The following is a 19,206-nucleotide window of genomic DNA, read 5'->3' as shown; positions in this document are numbered from 1 at the left end:
CCACCCCGAACCAAGGGGAAGAGGGTAGCCGGGTCAACCCCTTAGAGCTTCTCGGTAAGCTCCGGCACGGCCTGGAACAGGTCCGCGACGAGGCCGATATCGGCGACCTGGAAGATCGGCGCGTCCTCGTCCTTGTTGATCGCGACGATGGTCTTGGAATCCTTCATCCCCGCGAGGTGCTGGATCGCGCCCGAGATACCGATCGCGATATAGACGTCCGGGGCGACGATCTTGCCGGTCTGGCCGACCTGGTAGTCGTTGGGGACATAGCCCGCATCGACCGCCGCACGGCTCGCACCGACGCCAGCATTGAGCTTGTCGGCGAGCGGCATGATGTACTGCTCGAAGGTCTCCGCATCCTTGAGCGCGCGACCGCCCGAGACGATGATCTTGGCGCTGGTCAGTTCGGGGCGATCGCCTCCCTCGGCGAGTTCCTGGCTGACGAAGCTGGAGATTCCGGCATCGCCGGGACCGCTCACGGCTTCGATCTCGCCGTTTCCGCCTTCGGTGGCGGCCTTGTCGAACGCGGTGCCGCGGACGGTGATGACGAGCTTTTCGTCCGAGCTCTCGACCGTCGCGATCGCGTTGCCGGCATAGATCGGGCGGGTGAAGGTCTTGTCGCCCTCGACCGAGAGGATGTCGGAGATCTGCATCACGTCGAGTCCGGCCGCAACGCGCGGGGCGATGTTCTTGCCGGTGGTGGTCGACGGCGCGAGGAACGCGTCGTGATGGCCCATCTGGTCGACCACCAGCGGCGCGACGTTCTCGGCCAGCTGGTGTTCGTAGGCGGCGTCGTCGGCGACATGGACCTTGCCCACGCCCTCGATCTTGGCAGCGGCTTCGGCGACCGCGCCACAATTGTGACCCGCGACCAGCAGGTGCACTTCGCCGAGCTTCGAGGCGGCGGTGACGGCGGCGAGCGTCGCGTCGCCGAGCGAGTTGTTGTCGTGATCGACCAGAACCAGCGTTTTCATATCGCTATCCTTTAAATTCCTGTGCGGGCGCGCTTACGCGACGCCCAGCGCCTTCAGCTTGGCGACGAGCGCATCGACGTCCTCGACCTTCTCGCCCGCCTGGCGGACCGGCGGTTCGGAGACGTTGGTCGTCTTGAGGCGCGGTGCGATGTCGACGCCGAAATCGGCGGGGTTCTTGGTGTCGAGCGGCTTCTTCTTCGCCTTCATGATGTTTGGCAGCGAGGCGTAGCGGGGCTCGTTGAGGCGGAGGTCGGTGGTGACGATCGCGGGCATGGTCAGCTTGACCGTTTCGAGCCCACCGTCGATCTCGCGCTTCACGGTGACGCTGTCGCCCTCGATCTCGACTGTATTGGCGAAGGTGCCCTGCGGACGGTTCATCAGCGCGGCGAGCATCTGGCCGGTCTGGTTCGAATCGTCGTCGATCGCCTGCTTGCCGAGGATCACGAGGCCGGGCTCTTCCTCTTCGGCGATCGCCTTGAGGATCTTGGCGACGCCGAGCGGCTCGACCTCGTCGTCGGTTTCGACGAGGATCGCACGATCGGCGCCCATGGCGAGCGCGGTGCGCAACGTTTCCTGCGCCTTGGCCGGGCCGATCGACACCGCGATCACTTCCTCGGCCTTGCCCGCTTCCTTGATCCGGATCGCTTCCTCGACCGCGATCTCGTCGAACGGGTTCATGCTCATCTTGACGTTGGCGAGATCGACGCCGGAGCCGTCCGCCTTGACGCGGGGCTTCACGTTGTAGTCGATCACCCGTTTGACGGGGACGAGGATTTTCATGTGGGTCCTTTCGGCTGGAACGGTGCCTGATGGTTGCGCAGGGCTGCGCGGCCCCGCCTTGTTAATCGAATGACGCGGGCGACATTGCGTTCCGATGGCGCGAGGTCAAGCCCCGCCGGCGCGATGCCGCTTTACCGTAACGTAAAGCGGGCGTAGTTTTACGGCGCAACAGGGAGAACCCCGCATGATCCGCCCGTTCCTGGCCGCGATTCTCTTGTTCTCGAGCCCGCTCGCCGCGCAGGAGACGCGCGTCGCGCCCGAGGATCACTCTCCGCCGCCCGCCACGCTCGCGCAGGTCGACTGGCTCGTGGGGCAATGGGCGGGCGAGGGGATCGGCGGTGCCGACGCGATGGAAAGCTGGCTGCCGCCGGTCGGCGGGACGATGGTCGGCACATTCGTGCAGGCGCAGGGCGACGGCACGATCATGTTCACCGAACATCTCTACCTGATGGAAGAGGCAGGCACGCTGGTCCTACGGCTCAAGCACTTCCACGCCGATCTCACGGGGTGGGAGGAGAAGGACGGGATGCTGACTTTCCGCCTCGTCGCAATGGAGCCATGCGCCGCCTACTTCCACGCGCTGACGCTTCGCTGCGACGGCGAGAACGGGCTCCTCGCCGCCGTCCGCATGAAATCGGAGGGCGACGAGGTGCGCGAGCTGGTCTTTCGGTTCGAACGGGCGGGTTAGGCCGCCTTCTTCACCTCGGCCACGATCTTGCGGGCGGCATCGCCCAGGTCGTCGGCACTGACGATCGGCAGGCCGGAATTCTCGAGGATTTCCTTGCCCTTCTCGACATTTGTCCCCTCGAGGCGGACCACCAGCGGGACCGAGAGGTTCACGTCCTTGGCCGCCGAGACGATGCCGTCGGCGATGATGTCGCACTTCATGATGCCGCCGAAGATGTTCACGAGGATGCCTTCGACCGCATCGTCCTTGAGGATGATCTTGAACGCCGCGGTGACCTTTTCCTTGGTCGCGCCGCCGCCCACGTCGAGGAAGTTGGCGGGGAAGGCGCCGTTCAGCTTGATGATGTCCATCGTCGCCATGGCGAGGCCGGCGCCGTTGACCATGCAGCCGATATTGCCGTCCAATTTGATATAAGCGAGGTCGTATTCGCTCGCCTCGACTTCGGCCGGGTCTTCCTCGGTCTCGTCGCGCATCGCCTCGACGTTCTTGTGGCGATAGAGCGCATTGCCGTCGAAGCTCATCTTGGTGTCGAGCACCAGCAGGTCGCCGTCCTTGGTCTCGACCAGCGGGTTGATCTCGAGCATTTCGACGTCGAGCGCCATGAACGCCTCATAAAGCTGCCCGGCGAGCTTCTGGCACTGCTTGTTGGTGTCGCCCGACAGTTCGAGCGCGAAAGCGACCGCGCGGCCGTGATGCGGCATGAAGCCCTGCGCCGGGTCGATCGTGATCGTGTGGATTTTCTCTGGCGTGTCGTGCGCGACCGCCTCGATGTCCATCCCGCCCTCGGTCGACACGACCATCGCGACCTGGCCAGAGGCGCGATCGACCAGCAGCGACAGGTAGTATTCGTGCGCGATGTCGACGCCATCGGTGACATAAAGGCGGTTGACCTGCTTGCCTTCGTCGCCGGTCTGCGCGGTCACCAGCGTGTTGCCGAGCATTTCCTTCGCCGCGTGCTCGACTTCATCGATCGACTGGGCGAGGCGGACGCCGCCCTTCGCATTGGCGTCCAGTTCCTTGAACTTGCCCTTGCCGCGGCCGCCGGCATGGATCTGGGCTTTCACGACGTAAAGCGGGCCAGGCAGCTGCTTGGCGGCGGCGACTGCCTCTTCGACCGTCATCGCGGCGATGCCCTTGGGCACGGCGATCCCGTGTTCGGCGAGCAGTTCCTTGGCCTGGTATTCGTGAATGTTCATGGGTGGGTCTTTCCGCTTGGAATGAGGATTCGTCCGGGGGTTTGCGGCGCGCCTTCGCATATGCGGCGCGACTTGAAAAGTGGGCCCGCAATGGGCAGCGACGATGCGATGGTTTCTCCGGGCGAACTCGAACAGGTCATGCGCGAGGCCGGCGCATTGGCGATGGAGTATTGGCCGGGGGCGGGCAACGACGTCGAATCGTGGGAGAAATCGCCCGACAACCGCGTGAGCGAAGCCGATCTTGCGGTCGATCGCTACCTGCATCGCGCGCTCGGCGACCTCGCACCCGATGCGGGCTGGCTATCGGAGGAGACCGCCGACGACACTGCTCGCGCCGAACAGCGCCGGTGCTGGATCGTAGACCCGATCGACGGGACGCGCGATTTCCTGCGCGGGCGCGACGGCTGGTGCGTGTCGGTTGCGCTGGTCGAGGAGGGCCAACCGGTGCTCGCCGCGCTCGAAGCGCCGGCGCGGGGGCAGACTTGGCTCGCGCGGAAGGGCGAGGGGGCATCGTTCGACGGAAAGGCGCTCTCCTGCTCGGACTGCGCCCAGCTGGCCGGAGCGCGGGTGCCGATCCACGACCTGCCCAAGACCGACCGCGACCTCGCCAAGGTCGCGCAACCCAATTCGATCGCCTTGCGGGTTGCAATGGTCGCGGCGGGAGAGGCAGACATGGTGCTGACGATGCGCTGGGGCGCGGAATGGGATCTCGCCGCCGCGGCGCTGATCGCGAGCGAGGCGGGCGCGACGGTCACCGCGGCGACCGGCGAGCCCTATCGCTTCAACAAGCCGGATCCGCGCATATTCGGGGTCCTTGCGACGGCGCCGGCCCTTCACGGACCGGCGCTCGAGCGTTGGGGCGGGAGGGCGCGCGAGATTGCCAACAAGGCCGCGCGCCCATCCGGGTTCGTCAACTGATCGCAGCTGCGATCACTGCTGGGCCTTGGCCTCGGCGACGTCTTCCTCGGTGATCGGGATGATCTTGATCTCGACCCGGCGGTTCTGCGCGCGGCCAGCTTCGGTGCCGTTGTCGGCGATCGGCTGGGTTTCGCCGAAGCCCTGCGTCATGATCCGGCGACGATCCACATTGCGCGCAATCAAGTAATCCGCGACCGCCTTGGCGCGCCGTTCTGACAGCGCCTGGTTGAACGCGTCGGACCCGGTCGAATCGGTGTGGCCGTAGACGTCGATCAGGCTGTTGGGATAGTCGACCAGCGTCGCCGCGACCTCGTCGAGCGTGGCGCGGAAGCTGGGCTTGAGCGTCGAACTGCCGACATCGAAGGTGACGGTGTCGGGCAGGTTGACGAGGATCGATTCGCCGTCGCTGGTGACGTCGACGCCCGATCCGGCGGTCTTTTCCTTCAATTCCTTGATCTGTTGGTCGATCCGGTTGCCGACGACGCCTCCGGCAACGCCACCGATACCTGCACCCACGATCCGTGCGGTCTTGCCGCCGATCAGGCCGCCGAGCAGGTAGCCGGCGAGCGCGCCGCCCGCGCCGAGGACGGCGGTGCGCGAATAGGTCTTCTCGCCGGTGTTCGGATCGGTGATGCAGCCGGCGGTAACGAGCGACATGCCGCATACGGCGGCAATGGCGAATTTATAGGATTTCATCAGTTCGTCCTTTCCCAATGGGCGCGCTTCGAGCGCAATTTTTTAGAGAGCCGATTATTGAAACGCGTGGTGAACGAGCACGTTCCTTTGCTTTCCTCCCGACCCCACTTTCTGCTAGCGGTCGCAGCGTGACACCCTTTCCTTGGGCAGACCTTGCGATTATCGCCGCACTCATCGTGCTCAACGGCCTCTTCGCCATGAGCGAACTGGCGATTGTCTCCGCGCGCCGGGCGCGCCTGAAGGTCGCGCTGGATGAGGGGCGGGCCGGCGCCCGGCAGGCGCTCCAGCTCGCCTCCGAACCGGGCAAGTTCCTCTCGACCGTACAGATCGGGATCAGCCTCGTGGCGATTATCGCCGGCGCCTATTCGGGTTCGAGCCTTGGCGGGCCGGTGGGCGAGCGATTGGCGGCCTGGGGTGTGCCCGCCGATTACGCTCCCGAGGCGGGGTTCGCGCTGGTCATCGTGATCGTCACCTATCTGAGCCTCGTCGTCGGCGAGCTGGTGCCCAAGCAGCTGGCCCTGCGCGCGCCCGAAAAGATCGCGATGCTCGCCGCGCCGCCGATGGCGTTCCTCGCGCGGCTCGCGGCACCGCTGGTGTGGCTGCTCGAGCACTCGTCCAGCCTCGTGTTGCGCTTGTTCGGCGCGCGGCGATCGGATCCGAATCACCTGACCGACGAAGAACTGCACATGATCTTCGCCGAGGCGACCCGATCGGGCGTGCTCGAGGAGGAAGAGCGCGCAATCATGACCGGGATCATGCGCCTGGCCGACCGCCCGGTGCGCGAAGTCATGACCCCCCGCACCGAGATCGACTGGATCGACGCCGATGCCTCGCTCGAGGAAATCAAGGCCGCGATCGCCGCCTCGCCGCATTCGCTGATGCCAGTGGCCAAGGGCTCGCCCGACGAAGTCGTCGGCGTGGTCAAAACCCGCGAGGTGCTGGCCCAGATCGTCGACGGCAGGGTCCCGCAGCTCGCCTCGCTTATGGCGCGCCCCGAAATCGTTCCCGACCAGCTCGATTCGATCGACGGTCTGCGGATGCTCCAGCAGGCCGATGTCGCGATGGCGATGGTCCACGACGAATACGGCCATCTCGACGGGATCGTGACCCCGGCGGACCTGCTGCAGGCGCTGGTGGGCGAATTCGCCAGCGACCGCGATCTTGGCGACGGTCCGCAAGTGGTCGAGCGCGAGGACGGATCGCTGCTGATCTCGGGCGCGATGCCGGCCGATGCGCTGGCCGAACGCCTCGGCATGACGCTGCCCGACGAACGCGAATACGCGACCGCAGCGGGCTATGTCCTCGCGATGATCAAGCGGATCCCGCAGGCGGGCGACTATTTCGAGGACGAGGGCTGGCGGATCGAGGTCGTCGACATGGACGGCCGCAAGATCGACAAGCTGCTGGTGGCGCGAGTGAAGGGCGAGCCGGAGGTGGCGGAAGCGGAATAGCGGAGTTGCTGCTGGCGCGGCGCGAGTGGGGAAGATTTATCTGTTTGAGACCCTCAGACGCCAGGCGCAGACCATCCGGCCCGCTTGGCTTCGCGGCATAAGCCGCGGTGGGCAGTCGCCCGCGTGCACGCTACCGCGCGAAACTTCTGGAGGAATATCGAGAGGAAGCGCGAGGGACACGATCGAGATGGTCGTCCGCAGCGCGACTGGCGCGGAGGCGAGCCCGACCGGCCACCCGCAGGTTCCTCGGGGCGCAGCGGAGAGATTAGCACCGAGGATGGACCCGCGGATGCGGGTCCGTAACCAATAAAACTCTATCTACTCTTGGAGCCCAAGCCCAGCAATCAGCCCGGGATTACCGCCCGCGCGACCTGACCTTCGCTCTCCGGAGCGCTGACAATGTCGCGGGTGAGCGCGCCCTTGTCGACGGTGTTGGTGTCCGGATCACCGATCTTCGAGCGGATGCCGGGAACGGCCGCGCCGGCGCGGTCGAGCGCGCTGGTTTCGACGTCGCTGCGCGCGGCGGGGCCGCCGAACAGCGCTTCGAGTGCCTGTTCCGCCGCGCTGCCTTCGGCCGGGCGCGGATTCCCTTCGGACGGCGGCACGAGGTTGAAATCGGGCGGGATCACGAGCGGGGCCTGGCGCTGCACGGCGAACTCGTCCGGGCGGTCGCGGTTGAACACGCCGGTCGATCCGCAAGCGGCGAGCATCGAGGCCAATCCGGTGGCGATGGCGAGTTTGGCGAATTTCATGTCGTTTTCTCCGGGGCAACGTCGCCCGTCTCGTCCTTCGCATCGAGCAGCGAAGGGTCTTTCATGGGGTCCTTGTCGCTGAAGAAGAAGCTCCGCGCAAGGATGATGAGCACGCCGAAGGTGATCGCGACATCGGCGAGGTTGAAGATGAGGAACGGCCGGAAGCTGCCGATATGGAGGTCGGCGTAATCGACCACGTAACCGTAGTTGATGCGGTCACGGATATTGCCGAGCGCACCGCCGAGGATCAGCGCGAGCGCGAGGATGTCCCACTTGGCCTTTTCGCGCAGCATCCATACGAACACGACCACCGCGATCAGTGCGGTGAAGCCGACCAGCATAAGCCGCTGCTCCATGCTGTCGGCACGAAACAGGCCGAGCGAGACGCCGCGGTTCTCGGCCCAGGTCAGGTCGAAAAATGGCAGTAGCGGGATATGTTCGAGGTTGCGCAGGTCGAGCGGGCCGATCATCGCCCATTTGACGAATTGGTCGAGCACGAACACCGCGAGTGCGACGGCGAGCCCGATCCAGCGGCGTTTCCACAGAGTGCTGGTGAAGTCGACGCTCATGCCACCTCGTCCATTTCCGCGACCACACTTTCGCAACGGCCGCACAGATCGCCGTCTTCCGCCACTTCGGGCAGGAGCCGCCAGCAGCGGCCGCACTTGCTGTCATCGGTCCGGGACACCGCGATTGCCTGCCCGCGCGTCACTGACGCGGTGATGAACAGCTCGGCGAGGTCCGCGTCGCTGAAGCCCTCGGGCACCGCATCGGCGGACACCACGACGTCGGCTTCGAGGCTCGAACGGATGGTCTTCTCGCGTCGCAGCGGTTCGATCGCCTCGTTCACGTCCTCGCGCAGGTCGCGCAATTTGTCCCACCGCGCGGCGAGATCGTCGTTGCGCCAGTCGGCGGGGATCGGGTGCCATTCCTGCAAATGGATGCTGTCGCGGTCGGGGAAACGCGTGCCCCACACTTCCTCGGCGGTGAACACCAGCACCGGCGCGGCATAACGCACCAGCGCCTGGAACAGGATGTCGAGCGTGGTGCGGTAGGATTGGCGCGCGAGTCCCTCGGGATCGTCGCAATAGAGCCGGTCCTTGCGCACGTCGAAGAAGAAGGCCGAGAGGTCTTCGTTGGCGAAATCGACCAAAGCACGCGTGTAGGCGTTGAAGTCGAAATCGTCGACCGCACGACGCAGCTTCGCATCGAGCACGGCGAGCAGGTGAAGCACGTAGCGCTCGAGCTCGGGCATTTCCGCCGGATCGACCGCTTCGGCGTCGTGATCGAACCCGCCCAGCGCACCGAGCAGGTAGCGGAAGGTGTTGCGCAGCCGGCGATACTGGTCGCCCACGCCCTTCAAAATCTCGTCGCCGATGCGGTGGTCCTCGGTGAAATCGACCGAAAGCGCCCACAAGCGGATAATGTCCGCGCCGTAGGTCTCCATGACCTTGAGCGGATCGACCGTGTTGCCGAGCGATTTCGACATCTTCTTGCCCGCAGAATCCATCGTGAACCCGTGGGTCAGCACCGTCTCATATGGCGCGCGGCCGCGGGTGCCGCAGCTTTCGAGCAGCGAGGACTGGAACCAGCCGCGATGCTGGTCCGAGCCTTCGAGATAGAGGTCGGCCGGGCTCTGCAGTTCGGGCCACTCGTCCGACTCGAGCACGAAGGCGTGGGTCGAGCCGCTGTCGAACCACACGTCGAGGATGTCGGACACCATCTCGTAGTCGTCGGGATTGCGTCCTTCGCCGAGGAATTCGCCCGCGCGGGCTTCTTCCCAGGCATCGATCCCGTCGGCGCGGATGGCGGACTGGATGCGCGCGTTGACCTCCGCGTCGACCAGCAATTCGCCGGTCTCGCGGTGGACGAACAGCGCCAGCGGCACGCCCCAGGCGCGTTGGCGGCTGATCAGCCAGTCGGGCCGGTCGCCGACCATGGCGCCGATGCGGCGGCGACCCTTTTCGGGCACGAAGCGCACGCGCTCGATCTCGCCCATCGCGGTCTCGCGCAGGCTCGCGCCGTCGAGATGGTCGAGCTTGCCGTCCATCCCGATGAACCATTGCGGAGTGCAGCGGTAGATCACCTTGGCCTTCGAGCGCCACGAATGCGGGTACGAGTGCGCGTAGTCGGCGCTGGCGGAAAGCAGCGCGCCGGCTTCGCGAAGATCGGAGCAGATCGGCCCGTCGGGCGCATTGAACGGCTTGTTGATCACCGCACGGCGGCGTTCCTTGCCGTCTTCGTCCTTGTCGTCCGCGCCGAGCCACAGCCAGTCGTCGCGATATCGCCCGTCGCTCTCGACCGCGAAGACCGGGTCGATCCCGTTGGTGCGGCACAGCTCGAAATCGTCCTCGCCATGATCGGGCGACATATGGACGAGGCCCGTGCCGCTGTCGGTGGTGACGAAATCGCCCGCCAGCAGAGGACGCGGCTTGGCGTAGAACCCGCCGAGCTTGTGCATCGGATGGCGGGCGATGGTGCCGGCGAGGCCGGAGCCCCGCACGAGCTTGTTGGCCTGCCAAGCAAATAGCTCATCGGTCGTCGACGGCATATCGGCTTCGTCGACGAGCCTATATCCTGTTCGAGCAAGGAAAGCGTCGACCAAATCGAAAGCGATGAGATATTTTTTTCCATCGCTCGTATTGATCAAATCGTACTGAACTTCGGGCCCGTAAGCCAAAGCCTGGTTGACCGGGATCGTCCACGGCGTCGTCGTCCAGACCACCGCATAGGCACCGACCAATTCCTCGATCGGGCTCTCGGTGATCTCGAACGCCACGTCGATCTGCGGGCTGTCGGTCAGGTCCTGGTATTCGACCTCGGCATCGGCCAACGCGGTTTCCTCGACGGGGGACCACATCACCGGCTTGGCGCCGCGATAGAGCTGGCCGCTCTCGGCGAATTTGTGGAGTTCGCGCACGATATCGGCTTCGGCCTCGGGGCGCATGGTGAGGTAGGGCTTGTCCCACCGCCCGCCGATGCCGAGCCGCTTCAGCTGTTCGCGCTGCACGTCGACCCATTTCTGGGCGTAGGCGCGGCATTCGGCGCGGAATTCCTTCGGCGAGACCTCGTTCTTCGACCGCTTCTTCTTGCGATAGAGTTCCTCGACCTTCCACTCGATCGGCAGGCCGTGGCAATCCCAGCCGGGCACGTAAGGCGCGTCCTTGCCGAGCAGCGTCTGCGTGCGCACGACCATGTCCTTCAAGACGTGGTTCAGCGCGTGGCCGACATGGATGTCGCCATTGGCATAGGGCGGGCCATCGTGGAGGATGAACTTCTCGCGGCCCGCGCGGCTTTCGCGAATGCGTTCGTAGAGCCCCTGTTCCTCCCAGCGCGCCTGAATGCCCGGTTCCTTCTGCGGAAGGCCGGCTTTCATCGGGAAGTCGGTTTTCGGCAGGAAAACCGTGTCTCTGTAATCGCGCTTCTGGTCGGACTTTTCTGGCATGGTTTGCGCCGTTAGGCGAAAGTCGCGCGGGGATAAAGCATTCAGCGTGCTTCCCGCCGCCGTTTGACCACTTCGGCCAGCGCCTTGCGCTCTTCCTCGTCGCGGTCGTTGAAGCCGGGGCGCAGCGCCGGGCCGAGGATCCAGAGATCGTCGATCCAGATATAGCCGTTGAAGCTGTCCGGGATCTCGCCGAACTGTTCGGGTAGGTCGAGCCCGTAGGTCACCGTCTCTCCGTCATGTGGACCGGTGACGACGATCCGCGCGCCGACTTCTTCCATCCGCGCGATGGTGCGGTTGGGCCAGCCGGCGAACAGGTACTGCTTGTCGAGCGGGACGATCAGCGTGCCGTTCTCGCACGCCTCGGGCACGATGGTGAGCCAACCGGTGCGCATGTATCCCGCCGAGCAGGCGTAAGCGCGATCGAGATCGACCACCCAGCTGTCGGGGAACAGCTCGGCCAGCCGCGCGATCGCCGGGCCCTGGCCGATGAAGGCATGGTCGGTCCCGCGAACGGCGCGGCGCGCGGCCTTGAGCTTCTTTGCCAGCAGTTCGGCGTCGGCGGGGTCGTCGCTCTTCAGGTTGAACATGTAGCGCGTGTTGCCGCGCAGCCGGTCGAACGCCTCGTCGAGCGTCGGCATCAGGCCCTCGCCCTTGCCGCGCAGCGGGTGGTCGCCATCGGGCGTGGTGTAGCCCCAGCCGATATCGAGCTGCTTCAATTCCTCGACCGTCGAGGTGCTCACCGTGCCCTCCGCTCCGGTGCGGCAGGAAAGATCGTCTTCGTGGAACAGCACCAGGTCGCCGTCGCCGGTCGGCAGCACGTTGATTTCGGCCATGTGGCCGCCGAGCCGCGAAACCTCGCTTATCGAGCGCAGGCTGTCCTCGATAAGGGGATGGTAGGGCTCCTCGATCTGCGCCGAGAAGCAATCTTCCTCGCCGGACTGCCCGTGCTGCAGCAGCGGCTGTCCGACCGCGCGGTGCGCGACGAGCTTGGGTGCGCCGCGCGGGGTGGGCGCGAGCCAGCTCGCATGGAGGAAGGTGAAGACGAAGAAGATCGCCGCGAGCACGAAGAAGATGCGCCGCGGCCACGGTCCGAAATTCATGGATTACTCCAGCAACTCGCGCGCCTGGGCGCAGTCGGCTTCCATCTGCGCGACGAGCGCATCGAGCGAATCGAACTTCGCCTCGGGCCGGATGAAATGGTGCAGGGCGACCTCGATCTCCTGTCCGTAGAGATCGCCGTCGAAATCGAAGAAATAGGGTTCGAGCAATTCCTTGGGCGGATCGAATTGCGGGCGAGTGCCGAGATTGGCCGCGCCCTTCAGCTCGCGCCCGTCCGCCAGCCGCGCGGTGACGGCGTAGATGCCGAATTTGGGGCGCAGGTATTGGCCGAGCTCGAGATTGGCGGTCGGATAGCCGAGCTCGCGCCCGCGCTTGTCGCCGTGGATCACCTCGCCCCGGATCGCGAATGGGCGGGTCAGAAGCCGGGTCGCGGTGGCGCAATCGCCTTCCTGAAGCGCGTCGCGGATGCGGCTCGAAGAGACGACTTCTTCCGCATCGGAGACCGGGCCGACGCGGCGCGTCTCCATCCTGCGCGCCCTGCCGAGATCGCGCAGCACCTCGACATTGCCGCTGCGGCCCTTGCCGAAGGAGAAGTCCTCGCCCGTCACCACGCCTGCCGCGCCGAGATGGCCGGCGAGCAGGTCGACGAAGCCCTCTGCGCTGGTCGAGGCGAGCTCGTCGCCGAAATCGAACACCAGCATGGCCGCCGCACCGGCTTCGCCGAACAGTTCCTGCCGCTGGTCGAGCGTGGTCAGGCGGAACGGCGGCGCGTCGGGCCGGAAATGGCGCACCGGGTGAGGATCGAAGGTCGCGACGATTGCCGGGCGGCCTTGTGCCCGCGCCCACTCGATCGCCTCCTCGGCGACGCGCTGGTGGCCGAGATGGAAGCCGTCGAAATTGCCCAGCGCGATGATCGCGCCGCGCAGGGCTTCGGGAATGGAGTCACGGTGATGCAGGCGCTGCATGGCGATCCTATAGGTCGCGCACCAGCGTGACGAAAGAAAAGTCCGGGTGGCTCTCCCCGCCCGCATGCCGTTCGCGGAAGGTCTCGCGCCAGCCGTCCCCGCGGTCGGGGAAATGGGTGTCGCCCTCGATCGCGGCATGGACCTCGGTCAGTTCGAGCCGGGTCGCGCGGGGCAGGGCGGCGGCGTAGATCTGCCCACCGCCGATCACCGCGATCTCGGGCGCGTCGGCAAGTGCGAGCGCATCGTCGAGGCTGGCGGCGATCTCCGCGCCCGCTGCCTCATACGATCGATCGCGGGTCAGCACGATGTGGCGCCGACCGGGAAGGATGCCGGGCAGCGATTCGAAGGTGCGGCGACCCATCACCATCGGCTTGCCCATCGTCAGCGCCTTGAAACGCTTGAGATCGGCCGGGATGTGCCACGGCAGCCCGCCGTCGAGGCCGATCGTGCCGTTTTCGGCGACTGCGGCGAGGAGGATGATGTGAGGCTCGTCGCCCAAAGGATCAGGTGCGTTCGACACGCGTGACATGCCCCATCTTGCGGCCTTCGCGCACCTGGCCCTTGCCGTAGAGGTGGAGCGCGGCCTGCGGATCGGCGAGGATTTCCACCCAGCCATCGGCCGCTTCGCCGATCAGATTGTCCATCACCACTCGCTTGCCCGCGAGCGCGGTATCGCCCAGCGGCAGGCCGCAGATTGCGCGGATATGGTTCTCGAACTGGCTCGTGACCGCGCCCTCGATCGTCCAGTGGCCCGAATTGTGCACCCGCGGTGCCATTTCGTTGAACACCGGGCCGTTCGCGGTGGCGAAGAACTCGATCGTGAGCACGCCGACATAATCGAGTGCATCGGCGATTTGGCGGGTCAGTTCGCGCGCTTCCTCGACCTGCGCGACGATCGCCATCGAGGCTGGTACGGTCGAGCGCGACAGGATGCCCCCCTCGTGGTCGTTTTCGGCGCTGTCGTAAAAGGCGATCGAGCCATCGAGCGCGCGGCAGGCGATGACCGAGAATTCGGATTCGAATTCGACGAAGCCCTCGTAGATGCAGCCGGTCTCGGGAAACGCGATCGCGGCGAGATCGTCGTCGCTCGCGCCGCCATTGCCGGTGCGCCACTGGCCCTTGCCGTCGTAGCCCTCGCGACAGGTCTTGAGGATGCCCGGCGTGCCGATCGACTTCATCGCCGTTTCGAGCTCCCCGGCGTTCGCGACCGGCGCGAAGGGAGCCGGTCGGCCGCCATGATCCTCGGCAAAGCGTTTCTCGGCGAGCCGGTCCTGTGCCACTTCGAGTGCGCGCAGGCCGGGACGCAACACCATGTCCTTGATGGCCGCGAGCGGCGCGACAGGGACATTCTCGAACTCGTAAGTCACGACCGAGCATTCGCGCGCGAAACGTTCGAGGGCCTCGATATCGTCCCATGCCGCGACGGTGGAATGGGCGGCGACATCGGCGGCGATGCTATCGGGCTCGGGCGAATAGATTTCGACGCGGTAGCCGAGTTGCGCGGCGGCAGTCGCGAGCATCTTGCCCAGCTGGCCGCCGCCGAGGATGCCGATGGTCGACCCGGGCGGGATCACTGAGTGGTCGCTCATCGGGGCGCCCTCACTCGGGCCGTTCGGCGACCCGGGCGGTCTGCGCGGCGCGCCAGTCCTTGAGCCGGGTGGCGAGATCGGCGTCGCCATTGGCGAGGATGGCGGCGGCGAGCAGTCCGGCATTGGTCGCGCCGGCCTCGCCGATCGCCAGCGTCCCGACCGGGACTCCGGCGGGCATCTGGACGATCGATAGCAGCGAATCCTGTCCGTTGAGCGCGCGTGACTTCACCGGCACGCCCAGCACCGGGACATGGGTCTGCGCGGCGATCATTCCCGGCAGGTGCGCCGCGCCGCCTGCGCCGGCGATGATGACGTGGAAGCCGTTCTCTTCGGCAGTGCGCGCGAATTCGGCCATCCGGTCGGGGGTGCGGTGGGCGGAGACGATCCGGACATCGGTGGGGACATCGAGCTCGTCGAGGACCTCGACCGCACAGCGCATTGTATCCCAGTCCGACTGGCTGCCCATCACGATTGCGACCTTTGCAGACATGCTCAGCGCTCCGAGAGGTAATAGCGATCGGTGGCGGCGAGATCGTCGTCGAGTTCGTAGACGATCGGCTGGCCGGTCGGGATTTCGAGCCCGGTGATCTCGTCGTCCGAAATGCCCGAGAGATGCTTGACCAGCGCGCGCAGCGAATTGCCGTGGGCCGAGATGATCACCGTCTCGCCCTGGCGCAGCACCGACTCGATCGCATCGCGGTAATAGGGCAGCACGCGGGCGATCGTGTCCTTGAGGCTTTCGCTGTCGGGCACTTCGACCCCGGCATAGCGCGGGTCGGAGGAGAGATCGAATTCGCTGCCCTTCTCGAGCGGCGGGGGCGGGGTATCGAAGCTGCGGCGCCAGATATGGACCTGCTCGTCGCCGTGCCGGTCGCGGGTCTGCTGCTTGTCGAGCCCGGTCAGTCCGCCATAATGCCGCTCGTTGAGGCGCCAGTCCTTGTGCTCCGGGATCCACAGTCGGTCGCACTGTTCGAGCGCGAGACACAGCGTCTTGATCGCGCGCGTCTGGTAGGAGGTGAAGGCGACCGTCGGCAGCATGCCCTTCTCGGCCAGTAGCCTACCGGCGGCCTGCGCTTCGGCGATACCCTTGTCGGTCAATCCGACATCCCACCAGCCGGTGAAGCGGTTGGCGAGGTTCCATTCGCTCTGGCCGTGGCGGATCAGGATCAGGCGGGGCAAGGACGCGCTCCTAGTGCGTTGAAAGAGCGCCGTGGCCTAACGGCCCGAATCGCTTTTGGGAAGTATTTCGCCGAGATCTTCCGCCGCCGAGTCCATGGGCTGCTCGAGCTCGCGGGCCTGTGCCTTTCGGCGGCGCAGGTTCTCGCGCAGCTTGGCCGCCAGTCGCTCCTCGCGCGTCGGCTTGTCGTCTTTCCCGCTCATGGCGCCCTCCTGCCGCGAGCGCGGGCAGCTTTCAAGAGCGGGTTAGCTTGACATTTGCCTGTTCGGTGGCAATAGCGCGCGCCGGTCGACGCGACCCCACGGGGATCGCGCAATTCCGACTCGCGAAATGGTCTTGCTGCTGTAGCTCAGTGGTAGAGCGCACCCTTGGTAAGGGTGAGGCCGAGAGTTCAATTCTCTCCAGCAGCACCATTCCCACATACAATCAGGCGCGCAGATCGCTCCAGTCGGGGTGTTTGTGAAACTTCGCTTCGACGTAGCTGCATTGCGGCACGATCTTGAAGCCCTGCTCGCGTGCGTCGGCGACGAGCCGATCGACTAGCGCGGCCGCGATACCGCGATTGCCGATGGCTGGTGGCACTAGCGTGTGGTCGGCCACGCGCACGCCTTCCTCGCGCTGCTTCCAGGTCAAACGCCCGATTTTCTCGCTGTCGGGCACCTTGGCGCGATATTCGCCGCTGGTGCCGTTGTCTTCATGCGTGATTTCCAAGCCCTCGATCGCCATGCGAATCTCCTTCTTCCATCGCAACGGGTGCGTGGTTAGGAGCGTTCCATGCAATTTCTCTCCGACAATGCCGCGCCCGTCCATCCCAGGCTGTGGGAGGCGATGCGCGCCGCCGACGCGACCGATGCGCCCTATGATGGCGATGCACTGTCCGCCCGGCTCGACGATGCGATGGGCGCCCTGTTCGGCACCGAATGTGCAGTGCTGTGGGTCGCGACGGGCACGGCGGCGAACTGCCTTGCGCTCGGCCCAATGTGTCCGCCGCACGGCGGGGTGGTGTGCCACCGCGAGGCGCATATCGAGATGGACGAGGGCGGTGCGCCGGGCTTCTATCTCCACGGCGCGAAGCTGCTCCTGGCAGACGGCGAGCATGCGAAGATAACGCCCGAGGGAATCGCGGCAGTGATCGATCCGATCCGCGACGACGTGCACCAGGTCCAGCCGCACGCGATCTCGATCACGCAGGCGAGCGAATATGGCTGCTGCTATCGCCCCGACGAACTCGCCGCGATCGGCGAGCTGGCGAAGCAACGCGGGCTCAAGCTGCATATGGACGGCGCGCGCTTTGGCAATGCCGCGGCGTTCCTCGGCGAGGGTGCTGCAAGTGCCGCCGGGGTCGGTCATGTCGATGCGTTGAGCTTCGGTTTCGTCAAGAATGGCGGGATGAACGCCGAGGCGGTGGTGTTCTTCGATCCCGAGCTGGCCGACCAGGCGCGCTATCGCCGCAAACGGGCGGGGCACCTCCAGTCGAAGGGGCGCTACCTTGCGGCACAGGTGCTCGCGATGCTCGACGGCGATCTATGGCTCGAGAATGCTGCCGCCGCCAACGAAGCGGCGCGGGCGCTGGGCGGTGCGGCCGGCGAGCGACTGCTCCACCCGGTCGAGGCCAACGAGGTCTTCTTGCGCTGCACCGCCGGGGAGCGCGAGGCGCTGCGCACAAAGGGTTTCGGATTCTACGATTGGGGTGCCGACGCCGCACGCTTCGTCAGTGCGTGGAATGCCGACCAGCAGGCCGCGCGCCAGCTTGCCGATGCGATCGCCGATCTATGAGCGGCGATAGCCGCGAGGCACCGAGCCTCGCCCAACCCCGGCACCTTGTCCCCTTCCTGCTCGTCAGCCTGATCTGGGGCGGAACCTGGATCATCATCAAGGACCAGCTGGCGAGCGTCCCGCCGTTCTGGTCGATCTGCTATCGTTTCATGGTCGCGCTGACGGGCATGTTCGTGCTGGCGCGGTTCCGCGGACAGCCGTGGCGACTGGCGAGAGAAGGCTGGGTCATCGCGCTCCTGATGGGACTGTTCCAGTTCTTCGCCAATTTCGCCTTCGTCTACAATGCCGAACGATTCGTCACCTCGGGCCTCGTCGCGGTGATGTTCGCGCTGCTGATGGTGCCCAATGCGGTGCTCGGGAAAATCTATCTCGGCCAGTCGATCTCGCGCGGTTTCGTGCTCGGTTCGACCATTGCGGTGGCGGGTATCGCGCTGCTGTTCTTCCACGAATGGCGCGATTCGCCGGCCGGACTGTGGGATGTGCTGGCGGGTGCGGCGCTGACCGGCGGTGGCATCCTGACCGCCTCGATCGCCAATATCGTCCAGGCGACCAAGCGCGCGGCACACCTGCCGCTGCTGACGCTGCTGGCGTGGTCGATGGCGATCGGCATGCTGCTCAACGCTTTGGTCGCGCTGATCTGGTTCGGCCCCCCGCAATGGGATCCGCGCCCCGGCTATGCGCTGGGCATCCTCTATCTCGGCCTGCTCGGTTCGGTCGCGACCTTCCCGCTATATTACCCGCTGGTGCGGACCGTGGGCGCGGGCAAGGCTGCCTATTCCTCGGTGCTGGTGCCGGTGGTCGCGATGATACTGTCGACCATGTTCGAAGGCTTTGAATGGACCGCGCTCGCGGCTTGCGGCGCGGCGGTGGCGATGATCGGGATGCTGATCGCACTGCGCGCCCGCGATCCGGGGCGGATCACTTCGCCGCCCAAGGCGCCCTAGACCAGCGAGCGCAGTCCCTCGCGATAGGTCGGGTAGAGCGGTTCCCAGCCTAGTTCGCGCTTGGCCTTGCGGTTCGAAACGCGCCGGTTCTGGGCGTAGAAACTGCGCGCCATCTCGGACAGGCCGGCCTCCTCGATCGTCTGCAGCGGTGGCGGTTCGACCCCGGCGAGCCGCGCGGCCTCTTCGGTCACCGCGCGCTGCTCGGCAGGCTCGTCGTCGCAGATATTGTATGCCCCCGGCGGGGCATCGAAACCGGCGACGGCCGCGCTCTCGATATCGTCGACATGGATCCGGCTGAAGACTTGTCCGGGAAGGTCGATGCGGTGGGCTTTTCCGCCCCGCACCCGGTCGATCGGGCTGCGGCCCGGACCATAGATGCCCGCCAGCCGGAAGACCCGCGCCTCGCGTGCCAGCCATGCCAGGTCCGCCGTGAGCCGGGCTTGCCTGCGCGCGCCGCGGAGCGGGGTCGCCTCATCGACCCACGCCCCGCCGCGATCGCCATAAACCCCGGTCGAAGAGAGGTAGCCGAGCCACTTGCCGTCGAGTGCATCGCCATAGTTCGCGAGCACGGGGTCTGCGCTCTCAGCCGGTGGGATCGAAGACAGCACATGGCTCGCGCCGGCCAGTGTGGCCCGCACCGCTGCGTCGTCGTCGAAGGCGATATTGCCGTCCGACCCGGTCGCATCGACCTGCCAGCCGCGCTCTCGCAAGCGCGTTGCGATCCGTTTGCCGGCATAGCCGAGACCGAAAATGAATAGTCGTCCTGCCATGGGTCCGGGCTGCGTTGCGCCGGAGA

Annotated in this window: 21 protein-coding genes and 1 tRNA gene; 6 read left to right on the top strand and 16 right to left on the bottom strand. The window is 66.0% G+C overall.

What is annotated here, in order from left to right:
• Positions 1–41: 41 nt before the first annotated feature.
• Together T8S45_RS11255 and T8S45_RS11250 are read right to left on the bottom strand one after the other, a co-directional pair.
• Positions 42–974 (bottom strand): electron transfer flavoprotein subunit alpha/FixB family protein, encoded by a 933-nt coding sequence (locus T8S45_RS11255; protein ID WP_188642816.1) that lies wholly within the window; start codon positions 972–974, stop codon positions 42–44.
• Positions 975–1,007: 33 nt separating this feature from the next.
• Positions 1,008–1,754 carry an electron transfer flavoprotein subunit beta/FixA family protein gene (locus T8S45_RS11250; RefSeq protein WP_188642815.1) on the bottom strand — a complete coding sequence of 249 codons (747 nt, stop codon included), beginning with the start codon at positions 1,752–1,754 and terminating at the stop codon, positions 1,008–1,010.
• 184 nt (positions 1,755–1,938) lie between these two features.
• On the opposite strand from T8S45_RS11250, the gene T8S45_RS11245 reads away from it, so the two are divergent.
• Positions 1,939–2,442 carry a DUF6265 family protein gene (locus T8S45_RS11245; protein ID WP_188642814.1) on the top strand — a complete coding sequence of 168 codons (504 nt, stop codon included), beginning with the start codon at positions 1,939–1,941 and terminating at the stop codon, positions 2,440–2,442.
• Here T8S45_RS11245 and sucC read toward each other — a convergent pair.
• Positions 2,439–3,638, bottom strand: a complete 1,200-nt coding sequence (sucC, locus tag T8S45_RS11240; RefSeq protein WP_188642813.1) for an ADP-forming succinate--CoA ligase subunit beta — start codon at positions 3,636–3,638, stop codon at positions 2,439–2,441. The two genes, T8S45_RS11245 and sucC, sit on opposite strands and share 4 nt — an antisense overlap.
• A gap of 90 nt (positions 3,639–3,728) precedes the next feature.
• On the opposite strand from sucC, the gene T8S45_RS11235 reads away from it, so the two are divergent.
• Positions 3,729–4,556, top strand: coding sequence for a 3'(2'),5'-bisphosphate nucleotidase CysQ (locus T8S45_RS11235; RefSeq protein WP_322293802.1), 828 nt, complete (start codon positions 3,729–3,731; stop codon positions 4,554–4,556).
• A gap of 12 nt (positions 4,557–4,568) precedes the next feature.
• Here the strand turns inward: T8S45_RS11235 and T8S45_RS11230 are convergent, their stop codons facing one another.
• Positions 4,569–5,252, bottom strand: coding sequence for a YiaD family glycine zipper/OmpA-like lipoprotein (locus T8S45_RS11230; protein WP_322293801.1), 684 nt, complete (start codon positions 5,250–5,252; stop codon positions 4,569–4,571).
• A 128-nt stretch (positions 5,253–5,380) separates the two neighbouring features.
• Between T8S45_RS11230 and T8S45_RS11225 the strand changes: the two genes are divergently transcribed.
• The gene (locus tag T8S45_RS11225; protein WP_322293800.1) at positions 5,381–6,703 is read left to right on the top strand and encodes a hemolysin family protein; all 1,323 of its coding nucleotides are present in this window, start codon (positions 5,381–5,383) and stop codon (positions 6,701–6,703) included.
• Between the two features lie 344 nt (positions 6,704–7,047).
• On the opposite strand, the gene T8S45_RS11220 is transcribed toward T8S45_RS11225, so the two are convergent.
• From T8S45_RS11220 to T8S45_RS11175, 10 genes are read right to left on the bottom strand one after another with little or no spacing between them, the layout of a single operon-like run.
• Positions 7,048–7,455, bottom strand: a complete 408-nt coding sequence (locus tag T8S45_RS11220; protein ID WP_188642810.1) for a DUF3035 domain-containing protein — start codon at positions 7,453–7,455, stop codon at positions 7,048–7,050.
• Complete coding sequence (lspA, locus tag T8S45_RS11215) at positions 7,452–8,024, bottom strand: signal peptidase II (RefSeq protein WP_322293799.1); 573 nt, start codon at positions 8,022–8,024, stop codon at positions 7,452–7,454. Before lspA ends, T8S45_RS11220 begins: the two co-directional genes overlap by 4 nt.
• On the bottom strand, positions 8,021–10,900 hold the full coding sequence (gene ileS / locus T8S45_RS11210; protein ID WP_322293798.1) for an isoleucine--tRNA ligase: 2,880 nt from the start codon (positions 10,898–10,900) through the stop codon (positions 8,021–8,023). Before ileS ends, lspA begins: the two co-directional genes overlap by 4 nt.
• A 41-nt stretch (positions 10,901–10,941) precedes the next feature.
• The gene (locus T8S45_RS11205; protein WP_322293797.1) at positions 10,942–12,000 is read right to left on the bottom strand and encodes a glycerophosphodiester phosphodiesterase family protein; all 1,059 of its coding nucleotides are present in this window, start codon (positions 11,998–12,000) and stop codon (positions 10,942–10,944) included.
• 3 nt (positions 12,001–12,003) lie between these two features.
• A complete protein-coding gene (locus T8S45_RS11200) occupies positions 12,004–12,924 on the bottom strand; it encodes a bifunctional riboflavin kinase/FAD synthetase (protein WP_322293796.1) in 921 nt (306 codons plus the stop codon).
• A 7-nt stretch (positions 12,925–12,931) separates the two neighbouring features.
• Complete coding sequence (locus T8S45_RS11195; protein WP_229658184.1) at positions 12,932–13,444, bottom strand: dihydrofolate reductase; 513 nt, start codon at positions 13,442–13,444, stop codon at positions 12,932–12,934.
• A complete protein-coding gene (locus T8S45_RS11190) occupies positions 13,428–14,498 on the bottom strand; it encodes a 5-(carboxyamino)imidazole ribonucleotide synthase (protein ID WP_188643201.1) in 1,071 nt (356 codons plus the stop codon). Before T8S45_RS11190 ends, T8S45_RS11195 begins: the two co-directional genes overlap by 17 nt.
• 25 nt (positions 14,499–14,523) lie before the next feature.
• Positions 14,524–15,003 carry a 5-(carboxyamino)imidazole ribonucleotide mutase gene (gene purE, locus T8S45_RS11185; RefSeq protein WP_188642804.1) on the bottom strand — a complete coding sequence of 160 codons (480 nt, stop codon included), beginning with the start codon at positions 15,001–15,003 and terminating at the stop codon, positions 14,524–14,526.
• A gap of 2 nt (positions 15,004–15,005) precedes the next feature.
• A complete protein-coding gene (gpmA, locus tag T8S45_RS11180) occupies positions 15,006–15,692 on the bottom strand; it encodes a 2,3-diphosphoglycerate-dependent phosphoglycerate mutase (RefSeq protein WP_322293795.1) in 687 nt (228 codons plus the stop codon).
• Between the two features lie 36 nt (positions 15,693–15,728).
• Positions 15,729–15,893 carry a hypothetical protein gene (locus tag T8S45_RS11175; RefSeq protein ID WP_188643220.1) on the bottom strand — a complete coding sequence of 55 codons (165 nt, stop codon included), beginning with the start codon at positions 15,891–15,893 and terminating at the stop codon, positions 15,729–15,731.
• Positions 15,894–16,028: 135 nt separating this feature from the next.
• Here T8S45_RS11175 and T8S45_RS11170 point away from each other — a divergent pair.
• Positions 16,029–16,103: transfer RNA gene (locus T8S45_RS11170), tRNA-Thr, on the top strand.
• Positions 16,104–16,116: 13 nt separating this feature from the next.
• Here the strand turns inward: T8S45_RS11170 and T8S45_RS11165 are convergent.
• Entirely contained in the window at positions 16,117–16,416 is a 300-nt protein-coding gene (locus T8S45_RS11165; RefSeq protein ID WP_407654904.1) for a GNAT family N-acetyltransferase, read from the bottom strand.
• A gap of 48 nt (positions 16,417–16,464) precedes the next feature.
• On the opposite strand from T8S45_RS11165, the gene T8S45_RS11160 reads away from it, so the two are divergent.
• Both T8S45_RS11160 and T8S45_RS11155 read left to right on the top strand, forming a co-directional pair.
• A complete protein-coding gene (locus T8S45_RS11160) occupies positions 16,465–17,466 on the top strand; it encodes a threonine aldolase family protein (RefSeq protein WP_322293794.1) in 1,002 nt (333 codons plus the stop codon).
• Positions 17,463–18,410, top strand: coding sequence for a DMT family transporter (locus T8S45_RS11155; RefSeq protein WP_322293793.1), 948 nt, complete (start codon positions 17,463–17,465; stop codon positions 18,408–18,410). The genes T8S45_RS11160 and T8S45_RS11155 overlap by 4 nt, the downstream gene beginning before the upstream one ends.
• Here the strand turns inward: T8S45_RS11155 and T8S45_RS11150 are convergent.
• Positions 18,407–19,180: a Rossmann-fold NAD(P)-binding domain-containing protein gene (locus T8S45_RS11150; protein ID WP_322293792.1), complete on the bottom strand. Its 774-nt coding sequence runs from the start codon at positions 19,178–19,180 to the stop codon at positions 18,407–18,409. The two genes, T8S45_RS11155 and T8S45_RS11150, sit on opposite strands and share 4 nt — an antisense overlap.
• Between the last annotated feature and the right edge of the window lie 26 nt (positions 19,181–19,206).

Origin of the sequence: Pseudoblastomonas marina (assembly GCF_034374265.1) — a bacterium.
GTDB lineage: Bacteria > Pseudomonadota > Alphaproteobacteria > Sphingomonadales > Sphingomonadaceae > Alteriqipengyuania_A > Alteriqipengyuania_A marina.
Note: the sequence above shows the minus strand (reverse complement) of the source record. Positions and strands in the feature narration are given on the sequence as shown.

Bases quoted from the DNA above. Each gene is read 5' to 3' on its own strand.
- T8S45_RS11255 (WP_188642816.1), bottom strand. From the start codon at position 974: ATGAAAACGCTGGTTCTGGTCGATCACGACAACAACTCGCTCGGCGAC.
- T8S45_RS11250 (WP_188642815.1), bottom strand. From the start codon at position 1,754: ATGAAAATCCTCGTCCCCGTCAAACGGGTGATCGACTACAACGTGAAG.
- T8S45_RS11245 (WP_188642814.1), top strand. From the start codon at position 1,939: ATGATCCGCCCGTTCCTGGCCGCGATTCTCTTGTTCTCGAGCCCGCTC.
- sucC (WP_188642813.1), bottom strand. From the start codon at position 3,638: ATGAACATTCACGAATACCAGGCCAAGGAACTGCTCGCCGAACACGGG.
- T8S45_RS11235 (WP_322293802.1), top strand. From the start codon at position 3,729: ATGGGCAGCGACGATGCGATGGTTTCTCCGGGCGAACTCGAACAGGTC.
- T8S45_RS11230 (WP_322293801.1), bottom strand. From the start codon at position 5,252: ATGAAATCCTATAAATTCGCCATTGCCGCCGTATGCGGCATGTCGCTC.
- T8S45_RS11220 (WP_188642810.1), bottom strand. From the start codon at position 7,455: ATGAAATTCGCCAAACTCGCCATCGCCACCGGATTGGCCTCGATGCTC.
- lspA (WP_322293799.1), bottom strand. From the start codon at position 8,024: ATGAGCGTCGACTTCACCAGCACTCTGTGGAAACGCCGCTGGATCGGG.
- ileS (WP_322293798.1), bottom strand. From the start codon at position 10,900: ATGCCAGAAAAGTCCGACCAGAAGCGCGATTACAGAGACACGGTTTTC.
- T8S45_RS11205 (WP_322293797.1), bottom strand. From the start codon at position 12,000: ATGAATTTCGGACCGTGGCCGCGGCGCATCTTCTTCGTGCTCGCGGCG.
- T8S45_RS11200 (WP_322293796.1), bottom strand. From the start codon at position 12,924: ATGCAGCGCCTGCATCACCGTGACTCCATTCCCGAAGCCCTGCGCGGC.
- purE (WP_188642804.1), bottom strand. From the start codon at position 15,003: ATGTCTGCAAAGGTCGCAATCGTGATGGGCAGCCAGTCGGACTGGGAT.
- T8S45_RS11175 (WP_188643220.1), bottom strand. From the start codon at position 15,893: ATGAGCGGGAAAGACGACAAGCCGACGCGCGAGGAGCGACTGGCGGCC.
- T8S45_RS11165 (WP_407654904.1), bottom strand. From the start codon at position 16,416: ATGGCGATCGAGGGCTTGGAAATCACGCATGAAGACAACGGCACCAGC.
- T8S45_RS11160 (WP_322293794.1), top strand. From the start codon at position 16,465: ATGCAATTTCTCTCCGACAATGCCGCGCCCGTCCATCCCAGGCTGTGG.
- T8S45_RS11155 (WP_322293793.1), top strand. From the start codon at position 17,463: ATGAGCGGCGATAGCCGCGAGGCACCGAGCCTCGCCCAACCCCGGCAC.
- T8S45_RS11150 (WP_322293792.1), bottom strand. From the start codon at position 19,180: ATGGCAGGACGACTATTCATTTTCGGTCTCGGCTATGCCGGCAAACGG.